General features: G+C 38.0%; 11 protein-coding genes. 3 read left to right on the top strand and 8 right to left on the bottom strand.

Translation table 11 applies throughout. The features are described 5' to 3' along the window. Positions 1 to 344, top strand: a 344-nt coding sequence (locus HP439_RS06685) for an SGNH/GDSL hydrolase family protein (protein WP_216657785.1), incomplete at its 5' end; no start/stop codon positions are given. A 193-nt stretch (positions 345 to 537) separates the two neighbouring features. Here HP439_RS06685 and HP439_RS06680 read toward each other — a convergent pair. Beyond that, positions 538 to 1,242: a 2OG-Fe(II) oxygenase gene (locus HP439_RS06680; protein WP_172389567.1), complete on the bottom strand. Its 705-nt coding sequence runs from the start codon at positions 1,240 to 1,242 to the stop codon at positions 538 to 540. Further along, positions 1,239 to 1,991 (bottom strand): SDR family oxidoreductase, encoded by a 753-nt coding sequence (locus HP439_RS06675; RefSeq protein WP_172389566.1) that lies wholly within the window; start codon positions 1,989 to 1,991, stop codon positions 1,239 to 1,241. Before HP439_RS06675 ends, HP439_RS06680 begins: the two co-directional genes overlap by 4 nt. A 400-nt stretch (positions 1,992 to 2,391) precedes the next feature. Between HP439_RS06675 and HP439_RS19645 the strand changes: the two genes are divergently transcribed. Further along, the gene (locus HP439_RS19645) at positions 2,392 to 3,192 is read left to right on the top strand and encodes a helix-turn-helix domain-containing protein (RefSeq protein WP_172389565.1); all 801 of its coding nucleotides are present in this window, start codon (positions 2,392 to 2,394) and stop codon (positions 3,190 to 3,192) included. An 89-nt stretch (positions 3,193 to 3,281) separates the two neighbouring features. Next, on the top strand, positions 3,282 to 4,130 hold the full coding sequence (gene estT, locus HP439_RS06665) for a macrolide hydrolase EstT (RefSeq protein ID WP_216657784.1): 849 nt from the start codon (positions 3,282 to 3,284) through the stop codon (positions 4,128 to 4,130). 238 nt (positions 4,131 to 4,368) lie between these two features. On the opposite strand, the gene HP439_RS06660 is transcribed toward estT, so the two are convergent. The 6 genes from HP439_RS06660 to HP439_RS06635 form a co-directional block, all read right to left on the bottom strand. Then, positions 4,369 to 4,866, bottom strand: a complete 498-nt coding sequence (locus tag HP439_RS06660; RefSeq protein ID WP_172389563.1) for a PepSY-like domain-containing protein — start codon at positions 4,864 to 4,866, stop codon at positions 4,369 to 4,371. Between the two features lie 237 nt (positions 4,867 to 5,103). Further along, entirely contained in the window at positions 5,104 to 5,763 is a 660-nt protein-coding gene (locus HP439_RS06655) for an ABC transporter ATP-binding protein (protein WP_172389562.1), read from the bottom strand. A 329-nt stretch (positions 5,764 to 6,092) separates the two neighbouring features. Further along, entirely contained in the window at positions 6,093 to 8,498 is a 2,406-nt protein-coding gene (locus tag HP439_RS06650) for an ABC transporter permease (protein ID WP_172389561.1), read from the bottom strand. A gap of 188 nt (positions 8,499 to 8,686) precedes the next feature. After that, positions 8,687 to 11,050 carry an ABC transporter permease gene (locus HP439_RS06645; protein ID WP_172389560.1) on the bottom strand — a complete coding sequence of 788 codons (2,364 nt, stop codon included), beginning with the start codon at positions 11,048 to 11,050 and terminating at the stop codon, positions 8,687 to 8,689. A gap of 147 nt (positions 11,051 to 11,197) precedes the next feature. Beyond that, positions 11,198 to 13,558 (bottom strand): ABC transporter permease, encoded by a 2,361-nt coding sequence (locus HP439_RS06640; protein ID WP_172389559.1) that lies wholly within the window; start codon positions 13,556 to 13,558, stop codon positions 11,198 to 11,200. Between the two features lie 152 nt (positions 13,559 to 13,710). Next, the gene (locus tag HP439_RS06635; protein ID WP_172389558.1) at positions 13,711 to 14,394 is read right to left on the bottom strand and encodes an ABC transporter ATP-binding protein; all 684 of its coding nucleotides are present in this window, start codon (positions 14,392 to 14,394) and stop codon (positions 13,711 to 13,713) included. Positions 14,395 to 14,401 lie beyond the last annotated feature (7 nt).

The following is a 14,401-nucleotide window of genomic DNA, read 5'->3' as shown; positions in this document are numbered from 1 at the left end:
CACCCGAAGAAATCGCAACAGGAATAGGACGCATAGCTCAGTGGATTAGAGATTCGATGCCCCATACCAAACTTGTTTTACTAGGGCCATTGCCGGCGGGGATGACAGAAAATAGCGCTTACAGATTGAAATACAAACAGGTGCATGTGCTGATTCAAAAGCACATGTCGGACGAGAGTAGGATAATTTGTGAGAACTTAAAAGATCGCTTTATTATGAATGACGAAAATGGAACATTAAATCAACAGTACTATTCCCGGGACGGTATACACTTGATATCCAGCGGTTACGATATTTTTGCTGAAGAAATAGCGACTACTATAAAGAAATTGGTTCGCAGGTAATTGAGTAAAGCGGCTGTACTTATCGCTCGCACAGGTTCACACATTAAAAATTCTGCCCAACTCGGTAAATGTTGGGCAGATTAGCGTAGAAGACGGATTACACATCGGAATCAATCTATCAATTTTTAAACTAATCACGTATTCGAGACGTTCGCAGTAAAAGACCCCCATATCCTCCAGGTGGTATAGATTTTTAATCAATAGCATCATGAAAAATTACACCTATGGTAAAGCGTTCTCCACGATGTACTTCGCTCACCCCGTGCTTCATATTCACCCTATAATATCCCTTGGTTCCTTTGATAGGCCTGAAGTTCGTAGTAAATATGAGCATATCACCTTTTCTTGGTTTTAACACGATAGCCTTCGATTGTGCCCTTGGCGTTTGCTGTGTTAGCACAAATTCGCCGCCCGTGTAATCCTTGTCCGGTTCATTTAGAAACAATACCGTTTGAATAGGGAAATAGATCTCGCCATATAAATCCTGATGCAACGTATTATACCCACCTTTTTCGTATTTTAGTATTAAAGCTGTCGCTTTTTGCTGATTATTTGCATGGCATAATCGCAACAGTTCGGCGTGTTCCAATGGAAACTGATGAGAAATATTCAAAGCCTTAAACCAAGCGTTCGCAATGGGAGCAAGGTATCGGTAGACGGTCGTTCTGATCTCTTGAACGATATCTGGTAAAGGATAATTAAAATACTTGTACTCACCTAAACCAAAACGGTAACGTTCCATCACAACCGTTTTTCTATAGATGTCGGGATTATTGTATTGGGCTTTTAATATTTCGCATTGCTCACCCGTTAATAGGTTAGGAATGATGACATAACCGTTTGCATGCATTAGTTCGGTTACGCTTCGCCAATCAATATTTTCTATCTTTGATGTCATCGTATAATAGAAATTCCTGCGTCTACTTTTAGTTCTGTTCCGTGAATATATGAGGCTTCTTTAGAGGCAAGGAAAATTACCGCCGACGCTACTTCGGAAGGTTCACCAAATCGCTTAAACGGTATTGTAGGGATAATAGTTTTTATAGCCGCTTCAATTTGAGAATGGTCTAAGCCCGTATTATTAAAGCCGTTGGTCTTGATGTATCCTGGGCTTACTCCGTTCACGCGAATTCCTTTTGCAGTGCATTCTGCTGCAAACGTTTTGATAAACGATTGTACAGCAGATTTGGCCGCAGAATAAACTGAGAAATTTTCAATCGCCATCTCTGTAACTACCGATGTATTAAGAACAATTGAACTGCCATTTTTCATTAACGGTAGGGTTTGTTGCACGGTAAAGAACGTTCCTTTGACCAACATGTTGAATAATTCGTCAAAATGTGCCTCGTCAGCATATTCGATGGGTGCAAATTTTCCATATCCCGCATTGACGAAAAGCAAGTCTATTTTGTCTGTGTGCTCCTTCACTTTTTTTTGCAAAAGCATTACGTCTTTTGTACTGCCCGCATCTGACACTATGCCGATCGCGTTTCTCCCTAATTGTTCTACCGCATTATTTACAGTCTTTTCGGTCCGTCCTGTGATAATTACCCGACCACCTTCTTGTATAAACTGTTGAGCGGTTGCAAGCCCTATTCCATTTGTTCCGCCTGTTATCAGCGCGTCCATATCAGTGAATTTTTGCATTGTTTTATATTTTTAAGATTCTGATACAAAGATTGAAAAGTACGGGGAGGTAGAAAATCCGAAACTTGCTAAGTTTCCTGTGGTTTGCAAACGGCTATAATAATATATGACGGTTGAAAAAATATGCAACTTCAAAAAGCTATGCGTATTTTAGTAAACTGAGCTTTAGCTAACTCAACTGGAAATCTGTTATGCCTATGAAACAAGTCAACATTGGTTCGAATGCAGGCTTACTTTTGGGGAGTTTATTTATGGTGTCTTCTGTTCTTGGACATCAGAAGTGTCCAAATATTATCCTGTTCAGCACTGAAACGGGATCTTAGTTATATAGTTGGGGCAAGAGACATAGAATCTTAATGACAATTCTTATGTTCTGTAACTTAAGTTTAAAAGAATAAACGTGGACTACGAAAAAATTTATCCTAAATCGAGCATTATGCATCTTGTTGAATTCTTCTGGAATTTTGAGGGTGATTTTTCGAAAGCGGCGTTACACGATCATGCCTCCGTGGCATCAGTAAATCCTAAATTGGCGTTTCAATATGTTCCGGGAATAACCGTTGCAAATGATGGGCAGTACCGCGAATTGTTCGCCAGTGGATTTCAAATGCAAACGAATTCTTTTTACCGGTTATCTTCTTGCCAGCGGGTCGGAATTTTTGGTGTTTATTTTAAACCCTATGCCATCTCTTTGTTATTTAACATTCCTGCGAATGAAATTACCAATTGCAACATTGAAATATCCGAGTTTTTGGGGAAAGAAGGATCTGTTTTAGAGGAACGAATTCTGAATTGTAAATGTATTCAGGAAAGAGTGGAAGTTATTACATGCTATTTAGAGAACAAGATGTATACCCTGCCATTGAATACAACAATCACGGTCGAAACTATCCAATATCTGATATCGAAAAAAGGAAACATAAAGTTGCCGGAACTTCTGGATATGCAATCATTATCTCAACGGCAATTTGAGCGTATATTTAAAAGACTGACAGGGTTTTCTCCCAAATATTTTTCGAGAATTGTTCGTTTTGAGAGCAGCATTGCAAACTGCTACTCTGGACAACTCTCATTAACTGACGTTGCCCTATTTTCCGGATATTTCGACCAAGCGCATATGATTAGGGACTACAAAGAATTTACCGGAGATCCCCCTTCTCTCTTTCTTAGCGATGAACAATCTTTATTTGTCAAAGACTAGATGTCGAAAATGTACAATTTTAAGTTGTTATTAGAATGTAATTTTGGTGTGAAGACAGCAATTTTTATTTATTTTTAATGAACAGCGATATGAAACCTCACAATGAGAAAATAGTAAACAAAGGCGACGTTTCTATTTACACCGAATATTTTGGCAATCCTAACAATCCAGCTATTTTATTAATCGCGGGAGCTACTGTGTCCATGTTGTATTGGGATGATCGGTTTTGCAATAAATTGGCCGACGAGAAATTTTTCGTTATCCGCTATGATAATCGTGATGTAGGTAAATCGACGACTTATAGTCCAGGTTCCGCAGGTTATGACATTATGGACCTCGTGGATGATGCTATTAATATTTTGAACACCTACTCAATAAAGAAAGTTAACATAATGGGAATTTCTTTGGGGGGGCTACTTGCGCAGATCATAGCAATAAGAAACCCCGAAAGGGTTAATTCGCTGATCGTTCTTTCTTCGGGGATATGGGGAACACCCGATCCTACCGTCCCTGAGATGGATAGTAGTATAATTGACTTTCAGGCCGGAGCCGCTCTTCTAGACTGGGATGACGAACAGGCAGTTGTTACCTATATGCTGCACAGCGCGAAGCTTATGGCAGGCCGTAAACCGGTAGATTATTTGAGAGAAGAAAAACGAATCAAGGAAGAATTTCGCAGGGCAGCCAACTATCGCAGTATGTTTAATCATTCGTTATTGGAAGGTGGAGACGCCTACTATAATAGAGTGAATGAAATTGAAGCTCCTACTTTGATTATTCATGGCACAGACGATAAAATTTGGCATTTCGCCCACACTGACAAGCTGTTGTCGGAAATTAAAAACTCTCGACTTTTGGCATTGGAAGGTACAGGGCATGAACTGAATCCTAACGATTGGGATGTTATAACTACAACTATTAAGGGGTTTATAAACTAAACAGACCCTCCTTTATCTATTGGCTATATGCGTCGCTTGATATATTTTAAGCGTTGGGTACATCAATAATTTAAAAGATGCGTTATAGTTGTTTCAACACAGCATTAACCGGAAATCCTTGAAAGCGACGCATCGCGCCAATGTTATAGCAGGGCCGATCAATGTATTTCCGTTAGATCGATCTTGTGCATACCGACTCTCCTTCGTTTAACAAAAGCTTCGGTATGCACTAAATAGACTAATTTTTCTGCTTTAGGAACACGCCATCTAACCCAAAATATACTTTGATATCATTCGTTAATTCTAGTTCATATCCGTTTTTAGTTTTATCGATACTTTCGACATCAACATTGGAATAGTTACTTTTCAAATAGGTCTGAATTTGTTGAGGAAAGAATGCTGTAGGTATTGGATGTGCCCCTTCAGCCTTGACCTCTATCCAATTCCCAGCTCTTCCGAAATCGATTTCAATATCGTTTTTCAGTCTTACTTCATAAAACGTTCCTTCGGCTTTTGGTGATTTTTTTTCTTTCACATATTGTAATTCGGCGGATTCGAAATGTTGTTGAATAAAAGCTTGTGCGCTATCCGGAAGCGACACTTGGGAAGAGACGTCGGTAGCCGTCTCTTGAAGTGTACCCGGAACATTCACTTTATTGGAATTATCCTGCTGCGAGGTGTTGGAACAGCAAAAGAAGAATATCAATGTCGGTAAAATATAAAAAGTCTTGTTCATAGTTCATAATCTGATGTAACAAACCAACAGCTGAAAGTCGGAAAAGTTTTAAATATAGATTAGCTTATCTAAATGATTTGAAATTTCTATAAGCAATGGTATTCTTCTATATTTTTTGCCCCGATCAACCAAAAAGCTAATGCAATCTTGTCCTTTTTATTTCCCGACCAAAGCTGTTTGAAAACGGCACGATACTTTCTAGGCATTCTACCAACTATTTATCTCTATTGGCAACAATCATTTTATCTGTCCATCTAGCATATTCAGGACATGATGGCCATATTCAGCATTTTTTTCAGAGTGTGTCACCTGAATTATTGTTACGCCGTCCTCGTTTAATTGTTTGAAAAGTTCCATGATTTCTTCTCCCTGTTTGGAGTTTAGATTACCAGTTGGTTCATCTGCTAGTAACAATCTTGGAGAACCGGCTAACGCGCGCGCGATGCCGACCACTTGTTGTTGTCCACCGGACAATTGAGACGGGAATAAATCTTTTTTTCCCACAATATTAAAACGATCTAAAAGATCCGAAACGATGCTCTTGCGTTCCGAGGAAGAGTGTTTTTTATAGATCAATGGCGTTTCGATGTTCTCATAAACGGTTAATTCATCAATAAGGTGGTAGGACTGAAAGACGTATCCAATATTAGATTGAAATAATTGAGACCTGTTTTTTGACTTAATTTTTAATACATCCTCATCAAGGAAGAAATAATTTCCCTCATCCGGAGCATCTAGCATTCCAATTACATTTAATAATGTTGATTTTCCTGAGCCCGATGGGCCCATGATTGAAACAAAGTCACCCTCGGTTATTTCTAAATTGATGTCTTTTAAGACAAACGATCTTGTTCCACCAACATTGTACCATTTGAATATATGTTCTAATTTTATCATAGTTCTTGTTTTATCGATGAGAATTGTCAAAATGCTTTCTGAGTAAGGATATTATACCAATTGATCTAGTTTGCATCGTATTTTTATTTATAGTAATTTTTTTATTAAATCATCTCGGTGGTTATATGGAGAGCAATCCTGCCGGGCCAAAGGAACTCCGGTTATTTCAATTCTTTAAACAAAATTCTTTGGTAACACACATGAGTTGATGCCATGGGCCCGCCGAAGAATATTGAGAAATGTTAATAGTTTGTTCCCTTTTGAAATCGTTAATGCTATTTTTAAACTGTAATTGAAACATATATCTGTCTTAAAAAGTTAAAAGATTATTATTCGTCCCTCAAACTGTCCACCGGATTCGCTTTTGCAGCTTTAAACGAGTGATAGAACATCGTCAAGAATGCGATTATTAAGGTTGCAACCGCAGGAATTGCAAACATCCACCAGCTCAATTCAATTCTAAAAGCGAAACTTATAAGCCATTTATTTATCCCCCACCATGCGATAGGTGAGGCAATTAAAATCGAGATAAATATTAGTTTTAAATATTCAGAAGAAAGCAATCGAACAACTTTGCTTACTGAACTGCCCAAAACTTTGCGAATCCCGATCTCTTTAGTTCGTTGGTGAATGTTGATGGTCACCAAACCTATCAGACCAAGGCAACTTAGTAAAATGGTAATTCCAGATGACAGGTTGATAATATTTGAAAAACGATAATCACTTTCATAAAGCTCTTTCATCTGATCGTCGAAAAACCTGTATTCAATGACATTCTTCGGATATATTTTTCTCCACTCGTTTTCAATATTAAAAATCGCCTGTTTCCATTCGTCTGTGTTGCGAGAGAGCTTAATATTTATCACTCTTAAATCATCTCTTTTGTCTGAGGTCAATATCGATAACGCTTCGAATCCGTTATGTAACGTCATATTGTTAAAGTCACTGATAACCCCCACGATAGCTCTTGTTTTTTCACCCACGGTAAGTGTTTGACCAATAGCATCTTCAGGAGTTTTTATGCCGAGCGTTTCAATTGCAGTTCTCGTTAGGATTATGCCGGACGAACTGTCAATAAGGGCCAAGTTTCTTCCCGATAACAATTTGAAATTATATAGATCTAAGTATCTATCATCTCCAAATTTTATAGCAGATTGAATATTAACAACCCCGGTATCTGTGGCCATGGAAATAGAGTTTCCAAAATATTCGCCACTCATTGGTTTGTGTCCAAGAGAGACGGATTGTATTTCCTTGTATTTGCCTAGTGCTTCTTTTAGTAATTCTGGACTATTATCTGTTTTTCTGTCCGGTATATAAGGTAGATCCAACGTAATGATGCCATTATGATTAAAGCCGAGATCTTTGTTTAGCATAAATTGTATTTGAAAGCCCATGAGCACTGTTGAAATAACAAATATTTGAGCAATCACGAACTGAAAAATGATCAGTGTTTTTCTCAATGGAATACTTCCCAACTTTAGCTTGCCCGTACTTTTCATTTTGATAACCTCAGCGATTTGAACTTTATTAATCAAATAAGCTGGATAAAAGCTGCTAGCTAGAGTAAGTACAGTTAATAAGAGAGTTAAGAATATAGCCACAGGGATGGTATCAGAATAATTGTCAATACCGGATGGTAAGTAACTATTGAAAAATTTTTCAAAGAGGCGAATTAAGGGCCAAGATGCTAGCAAAGCGAAGCAAGAGATAATAAAGGTTTCGGTCAAAAAGCTTATTAAAACATTTGTTGGTTGTTCGCCTAACGTTTTACGAATACCGATTTCTTTTGCACGGAATGGAACTTGCGCAGTACTTAAATTTATGTAGTTGATGCATGCTAATAGAAGCAAGAAAGAGCCTATTCCAATCAAGCCATACAATATTTTTTTATCTACGCTACCGTGGATGTGTCTTTCAAAATGAAGGTCATCTAAAGCAGTCAGTCCAAATCCCGACCTGACATTATATTTCGCATTCAGTTCGCTATTCATTTCGTTAACCTTTTTGCTTAGCAGAGAAATTAAATTCTGCCCGGCCGTTTTGCTGTTCAGTTTTACAAACAGTTTATGGTTCGAGGTCATACCGGCCCAATTCTCACTTTTGAGATCTTCTTTTGAGAGAGGCATAAATTCTTTGGCGGTAAAACTACTTGTTTTTTCGAGATCTTTAATGACGCCGGAAATCGTATAGCCAACAGAGTCATAGAATACAGTTTTGCCTAATATATTTTGTAGACTTAAATCTGGAAAGTAAAGTTTTGCTCTTGACTCCGTCAATACCACTTCATGGGGTGTTCTAAACACATATTCCTTATTTCCTACTAACCATTTATAGGGAACCATTTGAAAATAATCTTTATATGTTCCTATAATTTGCTCATGATTGGTTATTTGTTTCTCATTATCTTGTTGGCCTTGTGCTTGTATTTTGTTAAAGTAATAGTTGTAGATAGGTGCCACCAGTTCCACATCAGCAATATTTTCTTTTATATAGCTAGCAACAGGAATATGAACTCCATCGAACATATTTGATTGTCCGTCTCTTTCTGATACACTATAAAGCCTAAAGATCTTATCTTTATCGGGATGCCCTTTGTCATAGCTAAACTCATAGTTTACTATTCTAAAAACGATCCAGCATGCGCTTATACCTATTGCTAAACCAAGTATGTTTAAAAAGGCAAACAGTCTATTTCGCCAAAGTCTTCGGAAAATCAGGTTAATTCTTTTCATTGATTAGGAAATGATAAATGTTTACAAAATATAACTTGAATTATTAAGATACAAGACGTTTGCCGTTATTATATTTATTTAATTATTAGTATTTTAGGGTGTATTTTCTTGAACTAATGTGTTCGATTTCGAACGGTTTTGTTCGGAATTGAACAAACGAAATCTCTCGTAGCCTAACTATGATGCCTTCATTCATCTCTCAAACTGTCTACTGGATTAGCCAAGGCAGCTCGTATCGATTGATAACTTACTGTTATTATTGTGATCGCAACGGCTAATACTGCAGTGAAGGCGAATATTTCCCAGCTTATACTTATTCGATAAGTATAATTTGATAAGTATTCACTCATTGCCCAATAGGCAAAAGGAAATGCGATTAAGCAAGAAGTTCCCACTAGCACGATGAATTCTTTTGAAAGCATTTTGGTGACGGAAAACACAGAGGCGCCAAGAACTTTTCGAACCCCAATTTCTTTCGTTCGGCTTTCTGCCATAAATGCTGCTAATCCAAATAATCCTAGACAAGAGATAAAGATGGTAAGTCCTGCAAACAAGCTTGCTAGTGTGCCTGTTTTCTGAGATTCATCAAATTTGAGCGCATATTCCTCATCGATAAATTTGTAATCAAAAGGATATTCAGGGTTAAATTCCTTATAGACTTGTTCGATCCTTGCTAACGCCTCACTTGTGCTTAAATTAGAATTGAATTTGATGTGTGTCGTACTTGTCCATAAACCGTTTGCCCCCTCAATAACTAGCGGATTAATAGGGTCAAATGGCGATTGTTGCACAAAGTCCTTAATTATTCCAATGATATGCCAATTTCGGCCCATATCTTTGACTACTTGACCTATAGGGTTTTCAAACCCCATTATTTTCGCTGCGGTCTCATTTAAAATACAAGCTGATGAATCCGTTGGGAATTTTTGTAAATCAAAATCTCTGCCGGCGACTAAGTTAAAACCAGCCGTCGCTACAATTTTGTCGTCAGCCGTCGCTCTGTTGAACAATGTGGTATTATCTAGTGGTCTTCCCTCCCAGTCAAAGCCGTTTCCGCTACTGTAATTTTTAGTTAGAGGAGACATGGTTCTGGTTACAGAACTCGCAATTCCGTTGTTTATTAAAGACTGTTTAATGGCATTGTGTTTCTTTGATATCTCACCAACATCCGATATATATATTAATCTTTCCTTATTATATCCGACCTCACGGTCTTGGGCATGTTTAATTTGCTTCCGAATCACCAATGTGCTGACGATGAGTGATACAGCAATGACAAATTGCGTGATAACTAATATTTTGCGGATACCTGTTTTTCCTGAGGGTTGATGCGACGTTCCTTTTAAAACTCTTATCGGTTGAAACGAAGAAAGAAATAACGCAGGATAACTTCCTGCTAAAAATCCCGTTGTAAGAATAAAACCAATTAAGGAGCTCCAAAGGTAAATATTATCAAATTCTATAGATAGGCTCCGATTAACAAGATGACAATAAGCAGGCAAACTAACCAGAACAATCAAAACAGCTAATATTCCCGAGATAAATGCCATCAATATTGATTCGGCTAAGAATTGAGTAATTAACGATAGCTTCTTCGCTCCTACGACCTTTCTGACACCGACTTCTTTAGCTCTTTTTTCACTTTGAGCGGTACTAATATTCATAAAATTAATACAGGCGATCAGAAGAATGAATGCAGCAATTAATATAAATATGCGTACCATCTCAATTCTGCCGCCTACTACTTGACCGTTTTCATATTTACCATATAACCATGTCTCAGATATAGGCTTGATAAGATTCTCTTGGGTGGATTCTGTATGACGTTTTGTTAGTCCTTTAAAGTTTTGTTTAAGATTTTCAATATCTGTGTTCGGCTCAACTTCGATGTAGGTTGTAACGGAATTGTTATTCCAATTATTGTCAGCCCTTCCAATCTTTTCATAGTATGCCCAAGGAAGGATGTATTTCGTTTTATTTAGGAACGTATTATTGGCCATATCCGACACCACTGCGGAAACCGTAAAGACGTCCACACTGTCCACTTTGATGGATTTTCCTACAACGTCGTTGGTTTCGAAGAGGTCCTGTGCGAACGACTCTGTTAAAATAATACTAGCAGGTCCATGCAATGCTTTTTCGCCGTTTCCAGCTACTAAAGGGAGGGTAAACATCTCCATGAACGTAGAATCAGCAAATACTCCCGCGCCCGCGTTTATTTTCTTTTCCCCCACTGTGAATAGAAAATTATCTGAAGAGCTTACTCTAGTGACGCTTTTAACCTCGGGAAATTCTGTTTTTATAGCTGGGGCCATGATATTCGGAGTTGTAAACCAAACTTCCAGTTTGTCGCTCCAAATGGCCTTATTGCCGACTATATACAATTTATCGGTTTTAGGATAAAAGCGATCGTATGTCATTTCGCTTTTCACCCATAACATAATCAATATTGCTGCCGCCATACCAATCGCCAATCCAAGAATATTGATCACGGAAAATCCCTTATTCTTCTTGAGATTTCGGAATGCTGTTTTTAAATAATTTTTTATCATTTTTCAGTTCAGATAAAAGGCGTAATTAACTTAAATTTATTGGTAACAGTCGGGCATCTCTATTTTTGAAAAAGTGAACTTTGATCTTATACCGGATGATCCGATCTAGACTACATTTACCGCCACCATCTTCTACTACCATCTATGCTATTCGTCTCTCAAGCTATCTACCGGATTAGCTAGTGCAGTTTTGATGGATTGATAGCTGACGGTTAATAATGTTATAGCAATTGCCAACGCAGCTGTTATAACAAATATTTCCCAATTGATGTCTGTCCTGTAAGCATAACCGGATAGATATTCGGCCATTGCCCAGTATGCTAAGGGAAACGCTATAACGCAAGAAATACAAATTAAGATTATGAACTGCTGAGAAAGCATTTTTGTAACCGAAAAAATCGAAGCTCCCAGAACCTTACGTACACCAATTTCTTTCGTTCGGCTCTCTGCCATGTACGCTGCTAGGCCAAATAAACCTAAACATGAAATAAAAATGGTCAACCCGGTGAATATCGTGGCTAATTTGCTTGTTCTTTTTGTTTCTTCAAATTTTTTGGCGTAAGCCTCATCGAGAAAATGATATTCAAAAGGATAATCAGGATTAAACTGTTTAAATATTTCTTCTGTTTTCCTTAACGCTTCTCCGGTCTCAATTTCAGGATTGAAACGAATATGAATTGTATTTAACCAACGCTGCGCACCCTCGATAACAGTCGGCAAAACTGATCTAAAAGGCGATTCCTGGATAAAATCTTTAACCACACCTATAATGAGAAACTTATCTTCGCCATCCATGAAATAATTGCCTATGGGATTTTTAAACCCCATTATTTTCGCTGCGGTTTCGTTAATAATTGCAGACATAGAATCGGTTGGAAATTTATTTAGATCAAAGTCTCTACCATCGATTAGCTCCAAACCTATAGTTTCAACAATTTTGCTATCGGTAGATTGACGGTTAAATTGAATGATACTATTAGGATCCTTCCCGTCCCAGCTAAAACCATCCCAACCACTCCAACGTTCTGTCATCGGCGACATGGTTCTACTAACTGAACTGGCAATACCTTTTTCAATTAAAACGTGTCTTATTAATTCCACATTCTTTTTAATATCCCCCTTTTCAGATAAATAGATAATATTTTCCGTACTATATCCTGAATCTCGCTCTTGAACATGTTGCAATTGTTGTCGAATGACCAAGGTGCTGATGATTAGAACTATGGCGATAGTAAACTGGGTCACTACAAGGGATTTCCGAGGATTAAATTTTTGTTGGATATGGATAAACTTCCCTTTTAAGACCTTAATTGGTTGAAAAGACGACAAGAAGAATGCGGGATAGCTACCAGCTAAGAACCCTGTAAACAAAACAAAACTGATAAATGACAACCAAAAACGTAAATCGTTAAAAGGAATGGACAGTTTGCGACCAACCAAATCACTGAATGAAGGTAGGAGCAATATTACTATTAAAACGGAAATTACCCCTGACGCGAAGGCCAATAATAAAGATTCGGATAAAAACTGCCATATTAGGGATACTCTATGAGCACCCACTACCTTACGGATACCCACTTCTTTCGCTCTCTTTTCACTTCGGGCGGTGCTTAAATTCATGAAGTTAATACATGCTATAAGCAAAATAAATGTTGCGATAATGATGAATATTTTGACCATTTCTATCGGTCCCCCCACAGCAACGCCATTTTTATATTCGGAATATAAATATTGCTCATTAATTTGTTTTAAAAAGTTCTCCGTTTTAAGCTCGCTGTGTGTTTTGGTGATTCTTTTAAATTTTTGTTGAACCGATTCTAAATTAACGTGTTGATCTAGTTCAATAAATAAGGCAACAGAACTATTTCCCCAGCTTTCGTCAGAATACCCTATTTTCTCCATAAAAGTCCAAGGAAGAAGGTATTCTGCGTCTGCAAATCTACTGTTAGACGGTATGTCTTCTATAACTGCTGAGACGTTGACATATTCAGAGCTGTCAATCTTAATAGTTTCTCCAATAATATCGGTGGAACCAAAGAATGATAATGCGAAACCCTCAGTAAGCACTATGTTTGAGGGGTTTTTTAAGGCAGATTTAGGATTGCCCGCCAGCACAGGTAACGCAAACAGGTCTAAAAAAGTTGAATCAACGAACCGTCCGGGGCCGGCTACTATTTTCTTATCACCTATGGTAAATAGAAACCCTCCTGTGTTAGAGACTCTACTAACCGTTTTAACTTCCGGAATGTCATTTTTCACGACTGAGGCCAACGGTTTGGGTGTGGAGAACCAGACAGACAAGCCTTCATCTGAAGGCTCTATTGACCCAACAGCGTACAGCTGATTCGCTTTCGGATACATCTTGTCAAAATTTAATTGTGAACTTACCCACAAAAAGATTAATATAGCTGCCGCCATACCGATCGCTAACCCAATAATATTGATTGCGGTAAATCCCTTATTCTTCTTGAGATTCCGAAATGCTATTTTGAAATAATTTTTTACCATTTTTTAGATTGTTAGGCGACGGAATGAGAACGGCGATTTTCTTATTGTTCGGTTCCTACGGATTTGTTACGTCTTATTTCTATATCTGGTACAACTGTTAATATCTTAGTGTCTTTTGCCTTCAAGGCCTCTGAGTAGTGTCGACGCCAATACTATTCTAGCGCTGTTGCAGTCTCTAATATTACTTGACCATCTAGCATTCTGATTACTCGATCTGAGAATTTCGCATCGTGTTCAGAATGGGTAACCATGATGATGGTAGTTCCAGATTCATTTAACTCGGTTAGTAATTGCATAACCTCGTTACCATTGCTGGAGTCCAAGTTTCCTGTAGGCTCATCGGCAAGGATTAATTTCGGGTTATTAACTACGGCGCGTGCCACAGCAACACGTTGCTGCTGCCCTCCCGACAACTGTTGTGGGAAGTGATTGCGACGATGCATAATCTGTACTTTTTCCAATACCTCCTCTACACGGCGTTTCCGCTCAGCGGCAGGTACTTTGGTATAAACTAACGGAAGTTCCACGTTTTCAAATACTGTCAACTCGTCGATGAGATTGAAACTCTGGAATACAAAGCCGATGTTATGCTTACGCAAATCCGAACGTTTGCTTTCCTTGAATTTAGCGACCTCTATATTGTTGAAAAGATAACTACCTTCATCTAAATCATCCAAAAGCCCGATAATATTTAATAAAGTAGACTTTCCACATCCCGAAGGTCCCATAACTGCTACAAATTCACCTTCTTTTACATGAATATTTACATCGTTTAATGCGACAGTTTCCACTTCTTCGGTGCGATAGAATTTTTGGAGATTTGTTATTTTTATCATGGTGTTT

Source organism: Sphingobacterium shayense, from assembly GCF_013179575.1.
Classification (GTDB): domain Bacteria; phylum Bacteroidota; class Bacteroidia; order Sphingobacteriales; family Sphingobacteriaceae; genus Sphingobacterium; species Sphingobacterium shayense.
This window is presented reverse-complemented; position numbering and strand designations above follow the sequence as displayed.